This window comes from Pseudomonas sp. DF11, from assembly GCF_058148565.1.
Window position 1 is genome coordinate 361,413 of the sequence record NZ_JBYVYN010000002.1, and the last position, 20,899, is coordinate 382,311.

Here is a 20,899-nt window from a genome sequence, read left to right on the forward strand (position 1 = left end):
GTTGAAACAGGCTTTTTTTTGAAACTTAGAGGTGACCCAGATCTTTTCTTACCCGCAAAAAAGATCGCGAGCCTTACCAGCGCAAAATGGCATTCGTGTTTCGAATTCCACTATGGAGCTGTCAAGGTCGCGATCTTTTGCGTTTCAGGTATCAGGGACGCTTGCGATTACTGATCAACGTACCCACGCCGGTATCGGTGAAGATCTCCAGCAGAATCGCATTCGGAACCCGGCCGTCGATGATCAGCGAGCTGCCGACGCCGCCCTGTACCGCTTCCAGCGCGCAACGAATCTTGGGCAGCATGCCGCCGTAGATGGTGCCGTCGGCGATCAGGTCATCGACCTGCTGGGTCGACAGCCCGGTCAGGACCTTGCCCGACTTGTCCATCAGGCCGGCGATGTTGGTCAGCAGCATCAGCTTTTCAGCTTTCAGCGCTTCGGCAACCTTGCCGGCCACCAGGTCAGCGTTGATGTTGTACGACTCACCGTTGGCGCCCACGCCGATCGGCGCGATGACCGGGATGAAATCGCCCTTGACCAGCAGGTTCAGCAGGTCGGTGTTGATGCCGACCACTTCGCCCACATGCCCGATGTCGATGATTTCCGGTTGGGTCATCTCCGGCGTCTGGCGGGTGACGGTGAGTTTTTTCGCCCGGATCAGCTCGGCGTCCTTGCCTGTCAGGCCGATGGCGCTGCCGCCATGACGGTTGATCAGGTTGACGATGTCCTTGTTGACCTGGCCGCCCAGGACCATTTCCACCACATCCATGGTCTGCGCGTCGGTGACGCGCATGCCATCGATGAAGTGGCTCTCGATCGACAGACGCTTGAGCAGGTCGCCGATCTGCGGGCCGCCGCCGTGTACGACCACCGGGTTGATGCCCACGGCCTTCATCAGCACGATGTCGCGGGCGAAGCCGGTTTTCAGCTCCTCGCTTTCCATCGCGTTGCCGCCGTATTTGATCACCAGGGTCTTGCCGACGTAGCGTCGGATATAAGGCAACGCTTCGGACAGGACCTTGGCGGTGTTGGCGGCGGCTTCGCGTTCGAGGGTCATTCAGGGCTCCGGTAGTGCTTCAAAAAATCAAAACGGTAGTTGGAGATCAGGTGCAACACGTTTGAGTTGGGTGTGGAACACGTCCTTGATGCGCTGCAGTTCGGTTTCGTTGTCGGCCTCGAAACGCAGCACCAGCACCGGCGTGGTGTTGGATGCGCGAACCAGGCCCCAGCCGTGGGGATAGTCGACCCGCACACCGTCGATGGTGGTCAGTTCGGCGCCTTCGCCCCATTGAGCGTCGTGCAGTGCATCAATGATGCTGAATTTGCTCTCTTCGGTCACATGGATATTGATTTCTGGCGTAGAAATATCGTTCGGGAAGGTGGCAAACAGCTCTTCGGCGCTGGATTTTTCCTTGCTGAGGATTTCCAACAGGCGCGCGGCGCTGTAGATACCGTCGTCGAAACCGAACCAGCGCTCCTTGAAGAAGATGTGGCCGCTCATCTCACCGGCCAGCAGGGCGCCGCTTTGTTTCATTTTTTTCTTGATCAACGAATGACCGGTTTTCCACATCAATGGACGACCGCCATATTCCTTGATCAACGGCACCAGGCGACGGGTGCACTTAACGTCGAAGATGATTTCAGCGTTCGGATTGCGCGCCACCACGTCGCGAGCGAACAGCATCAGCAGGCGGTCGGGGAACACCACGCTGCCGGTATTGGTCACCACGCCCACGCGGTCGCCGTCACCGTCGAAGGCCAGGCCCAGGTCGGCGTTGGTTTCCTTGACCTTGGCGATCAGGTCTTCGAGGTTTTCCAGTTTGCCCGGGTCCGGGTGGTGGTTAGGGAAGTTGCCGTCCACGTCGCAGAACAATGGGATGACTTCGCAGTTCAGGGCTTCGATCAGTTGCGGGGCGATCACACCGGCCGCGCCGTTGCCGCAGTCGACCACCACTTTCAGGCGGCGGGCGAGTTTCACGTCCTTGACGATTTCGTCGTTGTAGCGCTCGAGGATATCGACTTTGGTGATGCTGCCCTGGCCGCTGCTCAGGTCGTTGGTCTTGAGGCGGGTGTGCAGGGCCTGGATCTGCTCGTTGGCGAGGGTGTCGCCGGCGATGACGATCTTGAAACCGTTGTAGTTCGACGGGTTGTGGCTGCCGGTGAGCATCACGCCGGATTTACCGGCCAGCACGTTGGCGGCGTAGTACAGCGCCGGGGTCGGCACCAGGCCCACGTCGCTGACGTGGCAGCCGCTGTCGGCAACGCCTTTGATCAGTTGTTCGACCAGCTCGGGGCCCGACAGACGGCCGTCACGGCCGACACACACGTTCGGTTCGCCCTGGGCCAGGCTCTGGGAGCCAATGGCGCGGCCGATCCAGTAGGCGGTTTCGGCGGTGAGGGTTTCCGGTACCACGCCACGGATGTCGTAGGCGCGGAAGATGCTTTCAGGGAAGATCGGGGCGATTGCGGCTGGGGTGTTCATGGGCGGGGCGCTCTATCAGGAAGGTGACTGGACAGGCCGACGATGGGCGTCGGCAGGCTCAAGCTGAAGGGTATGACGGCGTTTTTGACAGAGAGTTCGTGGTGGGAAAATGCCATGAGACAGCGTTACCCCGGTCTCGCTCGCCTAATACATTGATTCCGGTTGGGAAACCTAGCAGAAAGCCATTGCGCATTTTTTGTCCTGAAATAGAAGCTTAATAAACGGGCCGGGCAGGACGCCCGGCCTGAAACCACCGCTCAATGGCTGCCGGAATGCCCGAAACCACCGGCACCGCGCTGGCTTTCGTCGAATTCTTCGACCAGTTCGAAGTGAGCCTGAACCACTGGAACCAGCACCAACTGTGCGATGCGTTCGCCTACGGCGATGTTGAACGCTGTCTGGCCGCGGTTCCAGCACGAGACCATCAGTTCGCCCTGGTAATCGGAGTCGATCAGGCCCACCAGGTTGCCCAGCACGATGCCGTGCTTATGGCCCAGGCCCGAGCGTGGCAGGATCAGCGCGGCCAGGCCCGGGTCGCCGATGTACACCGACAGGCCGGTAGGGATCAGCAGGGTCTGGCCCGGCTCCAGGATCGTGTCCTGCTTGAGCATGGCCCGCAGGTCGAGGCCGGCGGAGCCCGGTGTCGCGTATTGCGGCAGTGGGAATTCGTTGCCGATGCGTGGGTCGAGGATCTTGGCTTGTAGAGCGTGCATGAAAATTAAACCTGGTTCAGCCGTTCGGCGATAAAAGTGATCAGTTGGCGAGCGATCTTGCTCTTGCTGGTCTGGGCGAAAAGCGTGGCGTGCAACTGGCGGTCGATCACGCTGCAGGCGTTTTCTTCGCTGTTGAAGCCGATGTTCGGGTTGGCGACGTCGTTGGCGACGATCAAGTCCAGGTTCTTGTCCTTGAGCTTGCGCGCGGCGTAATCGAGCAGGTGTTCGGTCTCGGCGGCGAAGCCGACACTGAACGGGCGGTCGGGGCGGGTGGCGATGCTGGCCAGGATGTCCGGGTTGCGCACCATTTGTAGTAGCAGGCCGTCGCCGCTTGTAGGGTCTTTCTTCAATTTTTGCGGGGCGACTACTTCCGGGCGGTAGTCCGCTACCGCAGCCGAGGCGATGAACAGGTCGCACGGGATGGCTGCTTCGCAGGCGGCGAGCATGTCCCGGGCGCTGACCACGTCGATGCGGGTGACCCGGTCCGGGGTCGGCAAATGCACGGGGCCGGTGATCAGCGTTACCCGGGCGCCGGCTTCCACGGCGGCTTCGGCCAGGGCGAAGCCCATTTTTCCGGAGCTGTGGTTGGTGATGTAGCGCACCGGGTCGATGTTTTCCTGGGTCGGTCCGGCGGTAATCAGTACGTGTTTGCCGGTCAGCGCCTGGCGCTGGAAGCAGTCGGCGGCGCACTGGGCCAGGTCAGTGGCTTCAAGCATGCGGCCCATGCCGACATCGCCGCAGGCCTGGCTCCCGGAGGCCGGGCCGAAGACCTTCAGGGCGCGGCTTTCCAGCAATTGCAGGTTGGCCTGGGTCGCCGGGTCGCGCCACATGGCCTGGTTCATGGCGGGCGCGACGGCGACCACGGCGTCAGTGGCGAGCACCAGGGTGGTCAACAGGTCATCGGCGATGCCCTGGGCCAAACGGGCGATCAGATCGGCGGTAGCCGGGGCGATCAGCACCAGGTCGGCCCACTTGGCCAGTTCGATATGGCCCATGGCGGCCTCTGCCGCCGGGTCGAGCAAATCCAGGTGGACCGGGTGCCCGGACAGGGCCTGCATGGTCAGTGGGGTGATGAATTCAGCGCCGCCGCGGGTCATGACGACCCGTACTTCCGCGCCCTGGTCGATAAGCCTGCGAACCAGCTCGGCGCTCTTGTAGGCGGCAATGCCGCCGCCGACGCCCAGAACGATGCGTTTCCGATACAGCCGCTGCATAGGCCTGCCTTTCGATTTCAGTGGTCAGTGCGAGGCGACCCCCTTGGCCGCTGCCAGGGGCAAATCGCCTGCAAAAAAGATGGGCTACGATATCACAGCGACCGCTATGGAACAGCGGTGCCACAATCAGGGAGATGTCATGAGTATTCGGGATTGGCCGACGGCCGAGCGGCCGCGGGAGAGGTTATTGGAGTGGGGGGCGGCGAGTCTTTCGGATGCCGAGCTGTTGGCGATTTTCCTGCGCACGGGGGTGTCCGGGAAAAGTGCGGTGGACCTGGCGCGACATCTGCTGCATCAATTCGGCGGCCTGCGGATTCTCCTGGAGGCCGATCTGCGCACCTTCAGCGCACACCTGGGCCTGGGGCCGGCGAAGTTCGCGCAGTTGCAGGCCGTGCTGGAAATGGGCCGTCGGCATCTGGCCGAAAATCTGCGACGAGATTCTGTACTGGAAAGTCCGCTGGCAGTGCGGGACTACCTCAAGGCCATGCTGCGCCACGAGCCCCATGAGGTATTTGGATGTCTGTTCCTGGATTCCCGACATCGGGTGCTGGCATATGAGGCGTTGTTTCGCGGCTCCATCGACAGCGCCAGCGTCTATCCCCGGCAGGTGGTCAAGCGTGCCCTGGCCCATAACGCCGCCGCATTGATCCTGTGTCACAACCATCCCTCCGGCAATACCGAGCCCAGCCAGGCCGACCGGGTGCTCACGGAACGGCTTCAGGAGGCGTTGGAGCTGATCGATGTGCGGGTGCTCGATCACTTCATCGTTGGCGAGGGGGAGCCGCTGTCCATGGCGGAGTATGGGTGGATGTAGGCGATATCAGGCAATTGCAATTCCTGTGGGAGCGGGCTTGCTCGCGAAGAGGTCGTGTCAGGCGACATCAATGCTGACTGACCCACCGCTTTCGCGAGCAAGCCCGCTCCCACAGGTTTTAAAGCATGCAGCCGGTTACTTGATACTGACCTTCGAGTAATCCTGCCGCCCAAATGGGCTGACCGCATAACCCTGGACATCCTTGCGGGTCAGGGCGAAGGCGGTTGGGTGGGCCAGCGGCAGCCACAGGGCCTGTTGCTGGATCTGCGCCTGTGCCTGTTCGTAGAGCTTGGCGCGCACACCCTGTTCGCTGGTGGTCTTGCCGGCGCTGATCAGTTTGTCCAGGTCGGGGTTGCAGTAGCGGGCGAAGTTGGTCCCGGACTTGACCGCCGCGCAGGAAAACTGCGGCGTGAGGAAGTTGTCCGGGTCGCCGTTGTCGCCCGCCCAGCCCATGAACAGCAGGTCATGTTCGCCGGCCTTGGCGCGGCGGATCAGTTCTCCCCATTCGATCACGCGGATTTCGGCCTGGATGCCGATTTCCGCCAGGTCGGACTGCAGCAGTTGCGCGCCGACGCTGGGGTTGGGGTTCAGCAGGCTGCCGGATGGCCGAGTCCAGATGGTGGTCTGGAAACCTTCCTTCAAACCGGCCTTGGCCAGCAATTCACGAGCCTTGGCGGGGTCATGGGCGTAGCCCGGCAGGCTCTTGGCATAGCTCCAGGTGTTGGGCGGGTAGGGGCCATTGGCGGCTTCGGCGGTGCCTTCGAAGACAGTCTTGAGGTAGCTGGCCTTGTCGAACGCCAGGTTGATGGCTTGGCGCACCTCAGGTTTGTCCAGTGGCGGATGCTGGCTGTTGATCGCCACGAACGCGGTCATGAAGGCGTCCGTCTGGGCCACGCCCAGCGTGGGCTCCTGGCGGGCGGCCTGTACGTCCAGCGGCTTGGGTGACAGGGCGATCTGGCATTCGTTGCGACGCAGTTTCTGCAGGCGCACGTTGGCGTCTGGCGTGATGGCGAAGATCAAGGGATCCACTTGGGGCTTGCCGCCGAAATAATCAGCATTGGCCTTGTAGCGAATCGAAGCGTCTTTCTGGAATCGGTTGAAAATGAACGGGCCGGTACCGATCGGTTGGCTGTTGAGTTTTTCCGGTGTGCCGGCCTTGAGCAACTGATCGGCGTATTCGGCCGAATAGATGGAGGCAAAGCCCATGCTCAACGTCGCCAGGAAGGTCGAATCCGCGTGATCGAGGGTGAAGCGAACGGTCAGCGGGTCCAGTGCGTCGATTTTCTTGATCAGGGCGGGTAGCTGCATGGACTGGGCGTGGGGGAAACCACTCTGCGCAACCTTGTGCCAAGGATTCGCCGGGTCGAGCATGCGCTCGAAGCTGAATTTCACGTCTTCGGCGGTCAGGTCGCGGCGCGGCGTGAAGTACTCGGTACGATGGAACTTGACCTGTGGGCGTAGCTTGAACAGGTAGGTCAGGCCGTCGGTCGAGACTTCCCAGTGTTCGGCCAGGCTGGGGACCACCTTGCCGCTGGCGGTGTCGAAATCCACCAGGCGGTTCATCAGCACGTCGGCAGAGGCGTTGGTAGTCGTCAGGGAGTTGTACTGGACGACATCGAACCCTTCCGGGCTGGCTTCGGTGCAGACGCTCAGGGCGGCGGCCAAGGCCTGCGGGGTAATCAGCAGAGGGGCGAGCAACAATGGTAGGGCAGCGAGGCGCATGGTCGGTTTCCTGTGCAAGTCGAAGGCCCATCTGCGAGTGCAGTCTGGAAAAGGCCTACCCTAGTGGGCTCGTCGCTAAATGACTATCCCCTTTTTGCATTTTCCGGCACTCTGCGCCGGCGCGTTGATGGCTCAAAACCGTCGCGGGTGAAAAAAACCTGCGCGCAGCGACGAGTGGTAACGGGCCGCGCCGGCCTTTACCCCAGCCGTCCAGGGCGGTTGGTCGAGGATTCCCGGTGAAGACAAATCACATCGACTGTTGTTGCGCTGTGGTCTTTCTGGTATAAAGCAGCGCTCTTTTCTAGGGGCCCGGTTCCTTCACTGTAGGTGTAGCCGGTAAGACCCTTAAAGAAACGCGGCGCCTGGCGCCAAATGACTGAGAGATTAAGCGGCCAACCCATGCCGGGTTGGGCATGTGGTTTTAGAGGGCTGAGGCATGTCGAGAGTCTGTCAAGTTACCGGTAAGGGTCCGGTGACTGGGAATAACATTTCCCACGCAAACAACAAAACCCGTCGTCGTTTCCTGCCGAACCTGCAGCATCACCGCTTCTGGGTTGAAGAAGAGAAACGTTTTGTGCGTCTGCGCGTATCTGCCAAGGGCATGCGCATCATCGACAAGCGTGGCATCAGTGTCGTGCTGGCCGAACTTCGTCGCGATGGCAAGGTTTAAGGGAGCTAATCATGCGTGAATTGATTCGTTTGATCTCGAGCGCCGGTACTGGTCACTTCTACACTACCGACAAGAACAAGCGTACTACCCCGGACAAAATCGAGATCAAGAAATATGATCCGGTTGTTCGCAAGCACGTGATCTACAAGGAAGGCAAAATCAAGTAATTGATTTTTCCCTTCTTACGAAAAAGGCCCGTATCGCGAGATACGGGCCTTTTTTGTTGTGCGTTGGTTTGTGTATCAGCGACGTTATCGATCAGCCGCAGTTGATGCTGACAATGATTCTGTCGGCATTGGTATGCAGGTTGATGCGTCGCGGACGCAGATCCCAGCTCGTAGGATACTTCGGGCCCGTGGCGCGCACGGGAGCTCCATTGGCCAGGGCGCGAACCTCTTCAAGCAGTTCGGGGGTGCATTTCTGACCGATGGTGTATTGGGCGATGGCGAGATCGCATTGATCGGTCGGCATGGGAATGACGACGGTGTCGCCTTGATCGGGTAAGACGGGCATGTTTGCCTCCTTGCAAATATTGATAGGTCGGGTCGCTCACCTGTCGGGGTGGCCGCACCTCCTGTGCGTAGCCGTTGCGACAATAAAATGTGGCGCCCGCGAGCAGTCTCATCTGCTTGGCCGGTCATTGACCAGCGTTAGAGTGTCAGCGGCTTTTTCAGCGGGGCTCAAGCCTTCTGCTCGAAGACCACATAAATCTTGCGGCACGGCTCCAACACTTCCCAGGTGCCCTTGAAACCCGCTGGAATGACAAAACGGTCGCCAGCCCGCAAGGTCTTGGCATTGCCATCGTCGTCGCGCAGCACGGAAACGCCCTGGACGATCTCGCAATATTCATGCTCGGTGTAGTTGACCATCCACTGACCGATGGCGCCTTCCCATACGCCCGCATTCATTTGCCCGCAGGGGCTGCTGTAGTGGTTGAACACGGTTTGTTCGGGATCGCCCTTGAACACCTTGGCCGCGTCCGGGCGATAGCGTTCGGCAGGAGTATTGGCCTGGCTGAAATCGACGATGTCCTGAATGCTCATGCGGTAGATCCCGGTGATGGCTTGGAAGGTTTCGAGTCTATGTTTATTAAAACGAACATCGCAAGGTCGTTTACCGGCGTTATGTCAAATATATTGAAACATGACCAGCCGCTGGTTTAGGGTGGCGGGTGCCCTGTGCCAAAGATAGCGCCGAAAACAGCGCGGAAAACAGGCTGGCCGGGCAGAATTCGTTGAGCGCTGCGCATTGCGCGGCGTTCTTACTCAATAAGAGGAGGACACACGCATGACCACCCTGACTCGTGCCGATTGGGAACAACGCGCCCGCGACCTGAAGATCGAAGGCCGCGCCTTTATCAACGGCGAGTACACCGATGCGGTGTCCGGCGAAACCTTCGATTGCCTCAGCCCGGTCGATGGCCGCCTGCTCGGCAAGATCGCCAGCTGTGACGTTGCCGACGCCCAGCGTGCCGTCGAAAACGCCCGCGCCACTTTCAATTCCGGCGTCTGGTCGCGCCTGGCGCCAAGCAAGCGCAAAGCCACCATGATTCGTTTCGCCGGCCTGCTCAGGCAGAACGCCGAAGAGCTGGCCCTGCTCGAAACCCTGGACATGGGCAAGCCGATCAGCGACTCGCTGAACATCGACGTCCCAGGAGCAGCTCAAGCGTTGAGCTGGAGCGGCGAAGCCATCGACAAGCTCTACGACGAAGTGGCGGCCACCCCGCACGATCAGTTGGGCCTGGTAACCCGTGAGCCGGTGGGCGTCGTGGGCGCTATCGTGCCGTGGAACTTCCCGCTGATGATGGCCTGCTGGAAGCTTGGTCCGGCGCTGTCCACCGGCAACTCGGTGGTGCTCAAACCGTCGGAAAAATCCCCGCTGACCGCCATCCGTATCGCGGCCCTGGCGATTGAAGCCGGCATTCCGAAAGGCGTGCTGAACGTGCTGCCTGGCTACGGCCATACCGTTGGCAAGGCCCTGGCCCTGCACATGGACGTCGATACCCTGGTGTTCACCGGCTCCACCAAGATCGCCAAGCAACTGATGATCTACTCCGGCGAATCCAACATGAAGCGTGTCTGGCTGGAAGCCGGCGGCAAGAGCCCGAACATCGTGTTTGCCGATGCCCCGGATCTGCAAGCCGCTGCTGAATCCGCCGCCAGTGCCATCGCGTTCAACCAGGGCGAAGTCTGCACTGCCGGCTCGCGCCTGTTGGTGGAGCGTTCCATCAAGGACACCTTCCTGCCGCTGGTGATCGAAGCCCTCAAGGGCTGGAAGCCTGGCAACCCCCTGGACCCAGCTACCAATGTCGGCGCCCTGGTGGACACCCAGCAGATGAACACCGTGCTGTCCTACATCGAGGCCGGTCACAGCGACGGCGCCAAGCTGGTGGCCGGTGGCAAGCGAATCCTTGAGGAAACCGGCGGTACGTACGTCGAGCCGACGATTTTCGATGGCGTGAGCAACGCGATGAAAATCGCCCAGGAAGAGATTTTCGGCCCGGTGCTGTCGGTCATCGCCTTCGACACCGCCGAGCAAGCCGTGCAGATCGCCAACGACACGCCGTACGGCCTGGCTGCGGCGGTATGGACCAAGGACATTTCCAAGGCCCACCTGACCGCCAAGGCCCTGCGTGCCGGCAGCGTCTGGGTCAACCAGTACGACGGTGGCGACATGACCGCGCCGTTCGGTGGCTTCAAGCAGTCGGGCAACGGTCGCGATAAGTCGCTGCATGCGTTCGACAAGTACACCGAGCTGAAGGCGACCTGGATCAAGCTGTAACGGTGATGGCCCCCAGGGTGACCGGGGGGCTTCATGCAGCGTTGATCTCCCTGTGGGAGCGAGCCTGCTCGCGATAGCGGTATGACAGTCGACGATTCAGTTGAATGTTGCTCCGCATCGCGAGCAGGCTCGCTCCCACATTGTTTTGTAGTGATGCCTGAAAAATCGATAACTCTCCACAGGAGCGTGGAAATGCGTTGGGCGACTTATTTCGCCGTGTTGGCGTCTGTCCTGAGTGTCGGCCTGGCCCTGGGCGTGAGCATGCCGCTGGTGTCGCTGCGTCTCGAAGGCTGGGGCTATGGCTCGTTCGCCATCGGTGTGATGGCTGCGATGCCGGCTGTCGGGGTGTTGCTCGGGGCCAAGGTGTCGAGTCGGCTGGCGACGCAGTTCGGCACGGCGAGGTTGATGCGCCTGTGCCTGTGGGGTGGGGCGCTGTCTATCGGACTGCTGGCGCTATTGCCCAGCTACCCGGTCTGGTTGGTGCTGCGCCTGGTGATTGGCGTGGTCCTGACCCTGGTGTTCATTCTCGGCGAGAGCTGGATCAACCAACTGGTCATTGAACAATGGCGCGGACGATTGGTGGCGCTTTATGGCAGCAGTTACGCCCTGAGCCAGTTGGCCGGCCCGTTGCTGCTGGGCGCGCTGGGAACCGATCATGATTACGGCTTCTGGGTGGGTGTCGGCCTGCTGTTGATCGCACCCTTGCTGTTGCTGGGTCGCAGCGGGGCGCCAAGCAGCGAGGCCGGCAGCGTCACGTTCGGCGATTTGTGGACATTTTGCCGAGGCTTGCCGGCGATTGCCTGGGCGGTGTCGTTGTTCGCGGCGTTCGAGGCGATGATCCTCACGTTGCTGCCGGTCTACTGTTTGCGCCAGGGCTTCAGCGCCGATATTGCGCTGGCGATGGTCAGCACCGTGGTGGTCGGCGATGCCTTGTTGCAATTGCCCATTGGCGCCCTGGCCGATCGCGTGTCTCGCCGGGCGCTGCTGACGGGGTGCGCGGTGGCGCTGACGTTATCGAGCCTGGCGGTTCCGCTTTTGATCGATACCCTGTTGATCTGGCCGCTGTGGGTGCTGTTTGGTGCCAGTGCCGGAGGCTTGTTCACCTTGTCGCTGATCCTGATCGGCGAGCGTTACCGCGACGATGCGCTGGTACGGGCCAACGCTCATGTCGCGCAACTGTGGGGCCTCGGTTGCCTGATCGGCCCGCTGGCGGCGGGAGCGGGCAGCCAATGGATCAGCGGGCATGCGCTGCCTTTGTTCATGGCGGCGGGGGCGTTCGGCTTGGTGATCCTGCTGTTGCGCCAAGGGGCATTCGGGGCGACACAAACGGCCTGAACATCCCTTGCCACAAACGCGGCCCGGACCTAAAGCATCCGTTCCAACCCGATGGTCGTGGCGAACCAGGCATTGAAGCGGCGCCACCAACTGCCCGGTTCACGGCCCAGGTCGTGGGTCTGGCCGTTGTCTTCGGTGGTCCATACGAGCTTGTCATTCTCCAGCCGTGCCTGGTAACTCAGCGCTGGCGCCATGCCCTGCAAGGCCAGCTCGCGGACTTGGCCGGCAAGCTCCGGACTGTCCACCAATACGCCAACCTCGGTGTTCCACAGCACCGAGCGTGGGTCGAAATTGAACGAGCCAATGAAGGACTTTTGCTGGTCGAAGATGATCGCCTTGCTGTGCAGGCTGGAATCCGATTCGCCATAGGACTTGCTGTAGAACAGGTGAGGGCTGCTGCCTTTGTCGCCCGGTTGCCGTCGCAACTCGAACAGGCGCACGCCATGTTCCAGCAGTGCCCTGCGATACGGCGCATAGCCGCCATGCACCGCTGGCACATCGGTCGCTTCCAGGGAGTTGGTCAAGAGACTCACCGACACCCCGGCATCGGCGCGGCTGGTCAGGTACACCAAACCTGGCTGGCCGGGGACGAAGTAGGCGGAAATCATGATCAGTTCCTTGCTGACCCCCGTCAGTTCGGGCCCTAGTTGCGTGGTCAGCAACAGTTGCGGATCTGGTTCGTCCTTGGCCAGCACTTTGCTGGGTGCGTCCCACAGCGCCTGGTTCCAGGCCCAGATCAACTGGTCACGCCAAGTATCCAGGCGTGGCTGGGTCTTGTAGGCGGTCAGTTGCTGGTAGAGCGCGTGGTTTTCCTTCTGGGTCTGCTCCAGGGACTCTTGCAGGCGCAGGCGGCTGTTGGCCAGGTCCTTGGGCGTGGGGCGAGGAGACAGAAACTGTTCGATGGGCTTGCTCAGGGCGCTGTTCCAGTACTGGTCGAAACTGTGCCCCAGTTGTTCGGCCACCGGCCCGACGCCGAGCAGGTCGATGTCGGTAAAGTTCAGGTTGGGTTCGGCGTCGAAATACTCATCGCCCAGGTTGCGGCCGCCGACGATGGCCATGCTGTTGTCCGCCAGCCACAGCTTGTTGTGCATCCGTCGATGCTGCAACGACAGGTTGAACAGGCGTCCGAGGCTACGAGTCACGCCGGTGGCGCGGCCCAGGTGCAGGGGGTTGAACAGGCGAATCTGGATCCGCGGGTGCGCGGCGAGGGTCGCGATAATCTGATCCTGGCCGTCGCTGGTGGTGTCGTCCAGCAGGATGCGCACGCGCACGCCCCGGTCGGCGGCCTTGAGCAGTTCATCCACCAGCATCCGTGTACTGATGCCGTCGTGGACGATGTAATACTGCAGGTCCAGGCTGCTTTGGGCATGGCGAATCAGCTCGGCCCGGGCGGTGAAGGCTTCGGTGCTGTCGGAGAGCAACCGAAAGCCGGAACGGCCTTCATGGGGCGCGGCCTGGGCCTGGACCGAGCGGCCGAACGAGGATTCGGCGGCCGGCAACGCTTGGGAGGGCTCGCGGGTGATATCAAAACTGGCGCAGCCGCCCAGCAGCGAGGCGACTAACAAAAGCGAAGGCAGGATCGATCTGGATCTCACGTAGGAGCGTTCCGCTTGTTTGCGTTGATCGGCTGTTGGGTACTGCTTCCCTGGATAAAGTTCAGACGACGTCGCGCTGGGTTTCGTTCAACAGCGCGATAGCAGCGGCCCCCACCTTGCGTACAGCCTCTTCGATCTGAGCCGTTGGCTTGGCAGCGTAGTTTATCCGCAGACAATTGCGGTATTTGCCCGATGCCGAAAAGATGCTGCCGACCGCGACCTGCACCCCTTGGTCCAGCAACACCCGATTGAGCTTCAATGTGTCGAAGCCTTCCGGCAACTCGATCCACAGCATGAAGCTGCCCCGAGGGCGACTGGCGCGGGTGCCCGACGGAAAGTAGCGGCTGACCCAATCGATCATCACGTCGCGATTGCGCTGGTATTGCGTACGCATACGGCGCAAATGGGGTTCGAAATGCCCGCCCTTGAGAAATTCGGCAATGGCGATCTGCGGCTGTGGCGCGGTGGAGCCGGTGCTGATGTATTTCATGTGCAGCACCCGCTCCAGATACCGGCCTGGCGCGACCCAGCCAATGCGCAAGCCAGGCGCCAGGGTCTTGGAAAACGAACTGCAGAGCAGGACGCGGCCGTCTTCATCGAAGGACTTGATGGTGCGTGGGCGAGGGTAGGTGTAGGCCAATTCGCCATACACATCATCTTCGATGATCGCCACGTCGAAGCGCTGTGCCAGGTTCAGCAGCGCGCGTTTATTGGCGTCGGGCATGATGTAGCCCAGCGGGTTGTTACAGCTGGGGGTCAACTGTATGGCCTTGATCGGCCATTGCTCCAACGCCAGTTCCAGCGCGTCCAGGCTGATGCCGGTGAGTGGGTCGGTGGGGATTTCCAAGGCCTTCATGCCCAGGCCCTTGAGGGTTTGCATGGCCCCGTGAAAGCTGGGTGAGTCCACCGCGACGATATCGCCTTGTTCGCAGGTGGCGCGGATGCTGACCGACAGCGCCTCATGACAGCCGGTGGTGACGATCAAATCGTTGGGGCCCAGTTGGCAGCCGGAATCCAGCGACAGGCGGGCGATCTGTTCGCGCAACGCGAGGTTGCCGTAGATGTTGTCGTAATACAGGCCAGGCATGTCTTGTCGGCGGCTGATCTGCGCCAGGCTGCGCAGCAGCGGTTTCATGGTCGGCGAATTGATATCCGGCATGCCGCGTCCCAGTTGCACCACGTCCGGGCGGGGTACGGCGCGGATCAGTTCCAGCACCTGGTCCCACTGGGAAATATCCACGGGGCGCTGGGCCGGACGGCCTACCACCGGCAGGTCCGGCAATTCACGGCCCACGGGCACGAAATAGCCGGACTTGGGCCTCGGCATCGCCAGCCCACTGTCCTCCAGCACGCGATAGGCCTGCTGCACCGTACTCAAGCTGACCCCGTGTTCCGTGCTCAAAGCCCGCACTGAAGGCAGCCGGTCACCGGGCCGGTAGAAGCCCTGTTCGATGCGGGTGCCGAGCAGTTCGGCGAGGTTCACGTAGAGGGTCATGGTGCACTCCCGATGAGATAGACAACTGCAACCAATACAGTTGGGTTGGAAAATGATGATTCAGTGGCGCAGATAGCGAATCTGTATGCTTATAAAAGAAATAGGTTGAATCTGTATTGCTTTTGACCGTCCGCGCATCATGAAACCTCTGGCTACCCAAGTAAACAGGAGCGATCAAAATGAACGGCTTGAGCGATGTGCGGCTGACGTTACACAGTCAGGAACTGGCGGCAGGGCAGGAGAATGGACTGCGCGACGCAATGTTGCGCAATGCGCCGTCCGACCTGAGCCGCTGGGCCCTGTTCTGGCATCGTCTGCATACACGCAAAGCCTTGTTGGAACTTACACCCGAACAGTTGCGTGATATCGGGCTGAGCCGGGAGCAGGCGCGGGAGGAGGGGCTCAAACCGTTCTGGCGGCTATGAAACGCGCAGGACCTTGTGGCGAGGGGATTTATCCCCGCTGGGCTGCGAAGCAGACCCAAGGCAATCTACCTGACACTCCCCGGTGTCAGGTTTTAGGGCCGCTTCGCGCCCCAGCGGGGATAAATCCCCTCGCCACACTGATAAGTGTCTGGTTCCACTGCTGGGTATTCAGGGGTTAAACCAACTCTTTCAATCGATGCCACAACATCCCCAGCGCCAACAGCGGTGAGCGTAAATGCTTGCCACCCGGGAAGGTCATGTGCGGAACCTGGGCGAACAAGTCAAAACCGCTGCTCTGCTGTCCGCTGATCGCTTCGGCCAACAATTTGCCGGCCAGGTGCGTGGCGTTCACTCCATGGCCGGAATAGGCTTGGGCGTAATACACATTGGGCTGGTCCTTGAGCCGGCCGATCTGCGGCAAACGGTTGGCACCGATGCCGATCATCCCGCCCCATTGATAATCGATTTTCACCTGCGCCAACTGCGGGAATACCTTGAGCATCTTCGGACGCATGTAGGCGCCAATGTCCTGCGGGTCGCGGCCGGAGTAATGACAGGCCCCGCCGAACAACAGGCGTCGATCCGCTGAAAGCCGGTAGTAGTCCAACGCCACGCGTTGATCGCAGACCGCCATGTTCTGTGGCAATAACGCCTGGGCCTGGGCTTGGCTCAAGGGTTCGGTGGCGATGATATAGCTGCCGGCCGGCAGCACTTTGCCGCCCAGTTGCGGATTGAGCCCGTTGAGGTAGGCGTTGCAGCCCAGTACCAGCGTCTTGGCGCGAACCGAACCCTGCTGGGTGTGCACCTTCACTTCAGGGCCGTAGTCGATACGCGTGACCGCTGATTGCTCGAACAGCCTGACCCCCAGTTGCTGCGCGGCGGCGGCTTCACCCAGGGCCAGGTTCAGCGGATGCAGATGGCCTGAGCCCATGTCGATCAACCCGCCGACGTAGCGATCCGAGCCCACGACGCTGTGCATTTCGTCGGCTTGCAGCAGTCGGGTCTGGTGGCGATAGCCCAGGCTGCGCAGCTCTTCGGCGTCTTCGGCGAAGCCTTCCAGGTCGCTGGGCTTGTTGGCCAGGTCGCAGTAGCCCCAGGTGAGGTCGCAAGGAATCTGAAAACGCTCGACGCGTTGCCGGACGATTTCCACGGCCTCAAGGCCCATGAGCTTCATCTGGCGTACGCCGTCGGCGCCGATGATCGGTTCGAACTGATCGAGACCATGGCCGACGCCGCGAATCAATTGGCCGCCGTTACGCCCACTGGCGCCCCAGCCGATCCTGTGCGCTTCCAGCAGCACTACGCTCAGGCCGCGCTCGGCCAGTTCGATCGCCGTGTTCAACCCGGAAAACCCACCACCCACGACGCAGACATCCGTCACCAACTCACCCTGCAATACCGGATGGTCCGGTTGCGGCAGGCTGCTGGCGGCGTAATAAGAGGCGGCGTGCGCGTGGCTCGGGACAGGTTGCTGAACACGGGCGTTCATGTGCGTAATCCTGATTATTGTGTTTGAGAAATTTTACGGAGCATAAGCCGGGGATTCCTCCCCGGGCAACACCGGTCGGTTGGCGCTGTCTGGCCCGTGGCTTTTAAGGCAAAATCCCGGACCATCTCCCCCGGTAGCCGCCTCGATGAGCTGCAACAGTCAAAAAATCCGCACGCTTCGCCAGCAGATTCCCACGTTTGAGTGTGTACCGGGCTGCCATGACTGCTGTGGTCCGGTGACCACCTCGCCCGAGGAAATGGCCCGCTTGCCCCGCAAGACTCGCGCCGAGCAGGACGCGGCCATGGACGCGCTCGACTGCGTGCACTTGGGCCCCAACGGTTGCACCGTGTATGAAGAGCGACCGTTGATCTGTCGGCTGTTCGGCACCACGGCGACCCTGCCATGCCCCAATGGGCGGCGACCGGTGGAGTTGATCCATCCGCGGGTCGAGCAGCAGATTCACGAATACATGGCCAGCAACCGGCAGGTGTTGGTCTAGCAGGCAGCGATACCGAGTCGCGGCCTTCGCGAGCAAGCCCGCTTCCACAATGGATCTCTGTGCGGGAGCGAGCCTGCTCGCGAAAGCGGCCGTCCTGATAACCATTGCCTTGAGCCAGGCTCAATCCGGAATCGGCAGGTTCAAGCTCTCCTTCACCTCTTCCATCACGATATAGCTCTTGGATTCGCGCACATGGGGCAGCTTGAGCAGGATGTCCCCCAGCAGCTTGCGGTACGAAGCCATCTCGGAAATCCGCGCCTTCACCAGATAGTCGAAATCCCCTGACACCAAGTGACATTCCAGTACGTGGGGCAATTTCAGCACGGCGCGTCGGAATTCTTCGAAGGTGTCGCCGGATTTGTAGTCGAGGCTGATCTCGACAAACACCAGCAGGCTACCCTTCAAGTGTTGCGGGTTGAGCCGGGCGTTGTAGCCCATGATGATGCCCTCGCGCTCCAGGCGCCGTACCCGCTCGGTGCAAGGCGTGGTGGAAAGGCCGACCTTTTCTCCCAGCTCGGTGAAGGAGATTCGTCCGTCCGCCTGGAGGATACGCAGGATGTTACGGTCGATCTTGTCCAGCTCGCGTTTGGTCTGGGTGTTGGTACGCACAGGGGATGCGCCTCCGTAAAAAGGGTTGTTGCCGAGAATTCTCGCCAAATATAGGCATTTATATAGTGAAAAGCACTGGCTAATCTTTTTTACACTGCGCCCATCTGAGCTATGTACAACAAACGTCAGCGGTTATCCGCGATGAGGGCATCAACATGCGCGTTCTGGTATTGGGTAGCGGCGTCATCGGTACCGTCAGTGCTTACTATCTGGCCCGGGCCGGATTCGAAGTGGTGGTGGTCGACCGTCAGCCAGCGCCCGCCATGGAAACCAGTTTCGCCAATGCCGGCCAGGTATCGCCGGGTTATGCCTCGCCGTGGGCCGCGCCGGGCGTACCGCTCAAGGCCATCAAATGGCTGCTGCAGCGCCATGCGCCGCTGGCGATCAAGGCCACTGCCGACATTGACCAATACCTGTGGATGGCACAGATGCTGCGCAATTGCACCGCCAGCCGCTATGCCATCAACAAGGAGCGCATGGTGCGCCTGTCCGAGTACAGCCGTGATTGCCTGGACGAGCTGCGCGCCGAAACCGGCATTGCCTACGAAGGCCGCAGCCTGGGGACCACACAGTTGTTCCGCACCCAGGCCCAGCTCGATGGCGCGGCGAAAGACATCGCGGTGTTGAAAGAGTCCGGTGTGCCGTTCGAAGTGCTTGACCGTGCGGGCATCGCCCGTGTCGAGCCGGCCCTGGCCAATGTCACCGACATCCTGGCGGGCGCCTTGCGCCTGCCCAACGACCAGACCGGCGATTGCCAGATGTTTACCACGCGCCTGGCGGAAATGGCGACGAAGCTGGGTGTGCAATTTCGCTTCGGCCAGGATATCCAGCGCCTGGACTTCGCCGGCGATCGCATCAACGGTGTCTGGATCGACGGCAAGCTGGAAACCGCCGACCGCTACGTCCTGGCCTTGGGCAGCTACTCGCCGCAATTGCTCAAGCCGCTGGGTATCCGCGCACCGGTGTATCCGCTCAAAGGTTATTCCTTGACCGTGCCGATCACCAACCCGGCGATGGCGCCGACCTCGACCATTCTCGATGAAACCTACAAGGTCGCGATCACCCGGTTCGACAACCGCATTCGGGTGGGCGGCATGGCGGAAATCGCCGGTTTTGACCTGTCCCTCAACCCGCGTCGGCGCGAAACCCTGGAGATGATCGTCAACGACCTTTATCCTCAGGGCGGCAACCTGGCCGAGGCGAGTTTCTGGACCGGCCTGCGCCCGACCACCCCGGACGGCACGCCAATCGTGGGGGCCACACCTTTCAAGAATCTGTTCCTGAACACCGGCCACGGTACCCTCGGATGGACCATGGCCTGTGGTTCCGGTCGCCTGTTGGCCGACCTGATGGCGAAGAAAAAGCCACAGATCAGCGCCGAAGGCCTCGATATTTCCCGTTATGGCAGCAAACACCAGGAGTCTGCAAAACATGTCAATCCAGCGCCAGCTCACCAATGACCGCATGAGCCAGGTTGTCGTGCACAACGGCACCGTTTACCTGGCGGGGCAGGTCGGCGACGACATGAGCGCCGGTATCGAGCAGCAGACCCGTGAGACCCTGGCCAACATCGAGCGCTTGCTGGACTTGGCCGGGACCGACAAGAACCGTCTGCTGTCGGTGACGATCTACCTGAAAGACATCGAGGCGCACTTCGAAGGCATGAACGCCGTCTGGGACAAATGGTTGCCCAAAGGCGTTGCCCCGGCTCGTGCCACGGTGCAAGCCAAGCTGTGCGAACCGGAGATTCTGGTGGAGCTGTCCGTCGTGGCTGCACTGCCGTAATACCGGCCAAACGATCCCTCTCCCGGTGCTGTTGGTGGTTCATGCTGTCAGCCGGCGCCGGTTTTTTATTCAATGACCGCCTAGAAGTCTGCCGCCATGCGTCCTGCCCGTGCCCTGATCGACCTTCAAGCCCTGCGCCACAATTACCAATTGGCCCGCGAGGTCACCGGGGCCAAGGCCTTGGCGGTGATCAAGGCCGACGCCTACGGGCACGGCGCGGTGCGTTGCGCCGAGGCACTGCAGGACACGGCAGACGGGTTCGCCGTGGCCTGCATCGAAGAAGCCCTGGAACTGCGGGCCGCCGGGATCCGTGGACCGATCCTGCTGCTGGAAGGTTTTTTCGAGGCCGATGAACTGCCACTGATCGTCGAGCACGATTTCTGGTGTGTGGTGCATTCGTTGTGGCAGCTCGAAGCGATTGAAAAGGCCGCGCTGAGCCAGCCGATCACCGTCTGGCTCAAGCTCGATTCGGGCATGCACCGGGTCGGCCTGCATCCGGCGGACTACCAGGCCGCCTACCGTCGTCTGCTCGCCAGTGGCAAGGTGGCGAAGATTGTCTTGATGAGCCACTTCGCCCGTGCCGACGAGCTGCACGATCCCAGCAGCACCGAGCAACTGGCGACATTCGACAAAGCCCGCCAGGGCCTGGTGGCGCAGATCAGCCTGCGCAACTCACCAGCGGTGCTGGGCTGGCCGCAGATCCCCAGTGATTGGGTGCGCCCGGGCATCATGCTCTACGGGGCCACGCCCTTTGACGAACCCAACGCCGTTGCCTCGCGCCTGCAACCGGTGATGACCCTGGAGTCGAAGATCATCAGCGTGCGCGAATTGCCCGCTGGCGAACCGGTGGGCTACGGTGCCCGTTTTGTGACCACGCAACCGACCCGGGTGGGCGTGGTCGCCATGGGCTATGCCGACGGCTACCCACGCCAAGCCCCCACCGGCACACCGGTGCTGGTGGAGGGGCAACGCAGCCAACTGGTCGGACGGGTGTCGATGGACATGCTGTGTGTCGACCTGACGCATATCCCCCAGGCCGGGCTCGGTTCTACCGTGGAGTTATGGGGCAAGAACATCCTCGCCAGCGATGTCGCCAAGGCCGCCGACACGATCCCCTATCAGATTTTCTGCAACCTGCGACGGGTGCCACGGCTCTATTCCGGGCATTGACGCACGGCGCGAGCTACCGAAAGTCGCTTCACCGCACAGGATTCGGGTCAAAGTGTTGTAAATACTGAACGCTGTCGCCATGATAACGCTCACTTTCCTCA

20 protein-coding genes and 1 pseudogene are annotated in these 20,899 nt (G+C 61.3%); 10 read left to right on the forward strand and 11 right to left on the reverse strand.

Annotated features, from left to right (window positions below):
• Window positions 1-151 precede the first annotated feature (151 nt).
• The 4 genes and pseudogenes from argB to coaBC all read right to left on the reverse strand — a co-directional run bounded on the left by argB (window position 152) and on the right by coaBC (window position 4,409).
• A complete protein-coding gene (argB, locus tag AC30D9_RS08255; RefSeq protein ID WP_003206871.1) occupies window positions 152-1,057 on the reverse strand; it encodes an acetylglutamate kinase in 906 nt (301 codons plus the stop codon).
• Between the two features lie 27 nt (window positions 1,058-1,084).
• A pseudogene (locus tag AC30D9_RS08260) lies at window positions 1,085-2,488 on the reverse strand (phosphomannomutase/phosphoglucomutase); the annotation flags it as partial.
• 251 nt (window positions 2,489-2,739) lie between these two features.
• A complete protein-coding gene (gene dut, locus AC30D9_RS08265) occupies window positions 2,740-3,195 on the reverse strand; it encodes a dUTP diphosphatase (RefSeq protein WP_003206867.1) in 456 nt (151 codons plus the stop codon).
• A gap of 5 nt (window positions 3,196-3,200) precedes the next feature.
• On the reverse strand, window positions 3,201-4,409 hold the full coding sequence (gene coaBC, locus AC30D9_RS08270; RefSeq protein WP_490143865.1) for a bifunctional phosphopantothenoylcysteine decarboxylase/phosphopantothenate--cysteine ligase CoaBC: 1,209 nt from the start codon (window positions 4,407-4,409) through the stop codon (window positions 3,201-3,203).
• A 139-nt stretch (window positions 4,410-4,548) separates the two neighbouring features.
• On the opposite strand from coaBC, the gene radC reads away from it, so the two are divergent.
• The gene (gene radC / locus AC30D9_RS08275) at window positions 4,549-5,223 is read left to right on the forward strand and encodes a RadC family protein (protein WP_116833744.1); all 675 of its coding nucleotides are present in this window, start codon (window positions 4,549-4,551) and stop codon (window positions 5,221-5,223) included.
• A 135-nt stretch (window positions 5,224-5,358) separates the two neighbouring features.
• Here the strand turns inward: radC and AC30D9_RS08280 are convergent, their stop codons facing one another.
• Window positions 5,359-6,945 carry an ABC transporter substrate-binding protein gene (locus tag AC30D9_RS08280; RefSeq protein ID WP_307572747.1) on the reverse strand — a complete coding sequence of 529 codons (1,587 nt, stop codon included), beginning with the start codon at window positions 6,943-6,945 and terminating at the stop codon, window positions 5,359-5,361.
• A 436-nt stretch (window positions 6,946-7,381) separates the two neighbouring features.
• On the opposite strand from AC30D9_RS08280, the gene rpmB reads away from it, so the two are divergent.
• Both rpmB and rpmG read left to right on the forward strand, forming a co-directional pair.
• Window positions 7,382-7,615, forward strand: a complete 234-nt coding sequence (gene rpmB, locus AC30D9_RS08285; RefSeq protein ID WP_003177273.1) for a 50S ribosomal protein L28 — start codon at window positions 7,382-7,384, stop codon at window positions 7,613-7,615.
• Window positions 7,616-7,626: 11 nt separating this feature from the next.
• A complete protein-coding gene (gene rpmG, locus AC30D9_RS08290; protein ID WP_003177274.1) occupies window positions 7,627-7,782 on the forward strand; it encodes a 50S ribosomal protein L33 in 156 nt (51 codons plus the stop codon).
• Between the two features lie 91 nt (window positions 7,783-7,873).
• Here rpmG and AC30D9_RS08295 read toward each other — a convergent pair whose 3' ends face one another.
• Both AC30D9_RS08295 and AC30D9_RS08300 read right to left on the reverse strand, forming a co-directional pair.
• Window positions 7,874-8,128 (reverse strand): peptidase inhibitor, encoded by a 255-nt coding sequence (locus AC30D9_RS08295; RefSeq protein ID WP_232199874.1) that lies wholly within the window; start codon window positions 8,126-8,128, stop codon window positions 7,874-7,876.
• Between the two features lie 167 nt (window positions 8,129-8,295).
• On the reverse strand, window positions 8,296-8,658 hold the full coding sequence (locus AC30D9_RS08300) for a cupin domain-containing protein (protein WP_490143866.1): 363 nt from the start codon (window positions 8,656-8,658) through the stop codon (window positions 8,296-8,298).
• A gap of 244 nt (window positions 8,659-8,902) precedes the next feature.
• Here AC30D9_RS08300 and AC30D9_RS08305 point away from each other — a divergent pair, with 244 nt between their 5' ends.
• Window positions 8,903-10,396, forward strand: a complete 1,494-nt coding sequence (locus tag AC30D9_RS08305) for an aldehyde dehydrogenase (protein WP_134926404.1) — start codon at window positions 8,903-8,905, stop codon at window positions 10,394-10,396.
• A 192-nt stretch (window positions 10,397-10,588) separates the two neighbouring features.
• Window positions 10,589-11,731, forward strand: coding sequence for an MFS transporter (locus AC30D9_RS08310; RefSeq protein WP_163856183.1), 1,143 nt, complete (start codon window positions 10,589-10,591; stop codon window positions 11,729-11,731).
• 29 nt (window positions 11,732-11,760) lie between these two features.
• Here the strand turns inward: AC30D9_RS08310 and AC30D9_RS08315 are convergent, their stop codons facing one another.
• Together AC30D9_RS08315 and AC30D9_RS08320 are read right to left on the reverse strand one after the other, a co-directional pair.
• Window positions 11,761-13,326, reverse strand: a complete 1,566-nt coding sequence (locus AC30D9_RS08315; RefSeq protein ID WP_134926400.1) for a phospholipase D family protein — start codon at window positions 13,324-13,326, stop codon at window positions 11,761-11,763.
• A 61-nt stretch (window positions 13,327-13,387) separates the two neighbouring features.
• Window positions 13,388-14,821, reverse strand: a complete 1,434-nt coding sequence (locus AC30D9_RS08320) for an aminotransferase-like domain-containing protein (RefSeq protein ID WP_134926398.1) — start codon at window positions 14,819-14,821, stop codon at window positions 13,388-13,390.
• A gap of 179 nt (window positions 14,822-15,000) precedes the next feature.
• On the opposite strand from AC30D9_RS08320, the gene AC30D9_RS08325 reads away from it, so the two are divergent.
• Window positions 15,001-15,246 carry a DUF1127 domain-containing protein gene (locus AC30D9_RS08325; RefSeq protein WP_134926397.1) on the forward strand — a complete coding sequence of 82 codons (246 nt, stop codon included), beginning with the start codon at window positions 15,001-15,003 and terminating at the stop codon, window positions 15,244-15,246.
• A 175-nt stretch (window positions 15,247-15,421) separates the two neighbouring features.
• On the opposite strand, the gene AC30D9_RS08330 is transcribed toward AC30D9_RS08325, so the two are convergent.
• The gene (locus tag AC30D9_RS08330; protein WP_307572741.1) at window positions 15,422-16,735 is read right to left on the reverse strand and encodes an NAD(P)/FAD-dependent oxidoreductase; all 1,314 of its coding nucleotides are present in this window, start codon (window positions 16,733-16,735) and stop codon (window positions 15,422-15,424) included.
• Window positions 16,736-16,880: 145 nt separating this feature from the next.
• Here AC30D9_RS08330 and AC30D9_RS08335 point away from each other — a divergent pair, with 145 nt between their 5' ends.
• Window positions 16,881-17,234, forward strand: coding sequence for a YkgJ family cysteine cluster protein (locus AC30D9_RS08335; RefSeq protein ID WP_307572738.1), 354 nt, complete (start codon window positions 16,881-16,883; stop codon window positions 17,232-17,234).
• A 120-nt stretch (window positions 17,235-17,354) separates the two neighbouring features.
• Here the strand turns inward: AC30D9_RS08335 and AC30D9_RS08340 are convergent, their stop codons facing one another.
• Window positions 17,355-17,843, reverse strand: a complete 489-nt coding sequence (locus tag AC30D9_RS08340) for an Lrp/AsnC ligand binding domain-containing protein (RefSeq protein ID WP_003206849.1) — start codon at window positions 17,841-17,843, stop codon at window positions 17,355-17,357.
• Window positions 17,844-17,998: 155 nt separating this feature from the next.
• On the opposite strand from AC30D9_RS08340, the gene dadA reads away from it, so the two are divergent.
• The 3 genes from dadA (at window position 17,999) to alr (ending at window position 20,798) form a co-directional block, all read left to right on the forward strand.
• Window positions 17,999-19,303: a D-amino acid dehydrogenase gene (gene dadA / locus AC30D9_RS08345; RefSeq protein ID WP_109752701.1), complete on the forward strand. Its 1,305-nt coding sequence runs from the start codon at window positions 17,999-18,001 to the stop codon at window positions 19,301-19,303.
• Window positions 19,275-19,628 carry a RidA family protein gene (locus tag AC30D9_RS08350; protein ID WP_109752699.1) on the forward strand — a complete coding sequence of 118 codons (354 nt, stop codon included), beginning with the start codon at window positions 19,275-19,277 and terminating at the stop codon, window positions 19,626-19,628. Before dadA ends, AC30D9_RS08350 begins: the two co-directional genes overlap by 29 nt.
• Before the next feature lie 96 nt (window positions 19,629-19,724).
• Complete coding sequence (gene alr / locus AC30D9_RS08355; RefSeq protein WP_490143867.1) at window positions 19,725-20,798, forward strand: alanine racemase; 1,074 nt, start codon at window positions 19,725-19,727, stop codon at window positions 20,796-20,798.
• The last annotated feature ends 101 nt before the right edge of the window (window positions 20,799-20,899 follow it).

Bases quoted from the DNA above. Each gene is read 5' to 3' on its own strand.
- AC30D9_RS08280 (WP_307572747.1), bottom strand. From the start codon at position 6,945: ATGCGCCTCGCTGCCCTACCATTGTTGCTCGCCCCTCTGCTGATTACC.
- dadA (WP_109752701.1), top strand. From the start codon at position 17,999: ATGCGCGTTCTGGTATTGGGTAGCGGCGTCATCGGTACCGTCAGTGCT.
- argB (WP_003206871.1), bottom strand. From the start codon at position 1,057: ATGACCCTCGAACGCGAAGCCGCCGCCAACACCGCCAAGGTCCTGTCC.
- radC (WP_116833744.1), top strand. From the start codon at position 4,549: ATGAGTATTCGGGATTGGCCGACGGCCGAGCGGCCGCGGGAGAGGTTA.
- AC30D9_RS08325 (WP_134926397.1), top strand. From the start codon at position 15,001: ATGAACGGCTTGAGCGATGTGCGGCTGACGTTACACAGTCAGGAACTG.
- rpmG (WP_003177274.1), top strand. From the start codon at position 7,627: ATGCGTGAATTGATTCGTTTGATCTCGAGCGCCGGTACTGGTCACTTC.
- AC30D9_RS08350 (WP_109752699.1), top strand. From the start codon at position 19,275: ATGTCAATCCAGCGCCAGCTCACCAATGACCGCATGAGCCAGGTTGTC.
- dut (WP_003206867.1), bottom strand. From the start codon at position 3,195: ATGCACGCTCTACAAGCCAAGATCCTCGACCCACGCATCGGCAACGAA.
- AC30D9_RS08320 (WP_134926398.1), bottom strand. From the start codon at position 14,821: ATGACCCTCTACGTGAACCTCGCCGAACTGCTCGGCACCCGCATCGAA.
- rpmB (WP_003177273.1), top strand. From the start codon at position 7,382: ATGTCGAGAGTCTGTCAAGTTACCGGTAAGGGTCCGGTGACTGGGAAT.
- coaBC (WP_490143865.1), bottom strand. From the start codon at position 4,409: ATGCAGCGGCTGTATCGGAAACGCATCGTTCTGGGCGTCGGCGGCGGC.
- AC30D9_RS08305 (WP_134926404.1), top strand. From the start codon at position 8,903: ATGACCACCCTGACTCGTGCCGATTGGGAACAACGCGCCCGCGACCTG.
- AC30D9_RS08295 (WP_232199874.1), bottom strand. From the start codon at position 8,128: ATGCCCGTCTTACCCGATCAAGGCGACACCGTCGTCATTCCCATGCCG.
- AC30D9_RS08330 (WP_307572741.1), bottom strand. From the start codon at position 16,735: ATGAACGCCCGTGTTCAGCAACCTGTCCCGAGCCACGCGCACGCCGCC.
- AC30D9_RS08335 (WP_307572738.1), top strand. From the start codon at position 16,881: ATGAGCTGCAACAGTCAAAAAATCCGCACGCTTCGCCAGCAGATTCCC.
- alr (WP_490143867.1), top strand. From the start codon at position 19,725: ATGCGTCCTGCCCGTGCCCTGATCGACCTTCAAGCCCTGCGCCACAAT.
- AC30D9_RS08310 (WP_163856183.1), top strand. From the start codon at position 10,589: ATGCGTTGGGCGACTTATTTCGCCGTGTTGGCGTCTGTCCTGAGTGTC.
- AC30D9_RS08300 (WP_490143866.1), bottom strand. From the start codon at position 8,658: ATGAGCATTCAGGACATCGTCGATTTCAGCCAGGCCAATACTCCTGCC.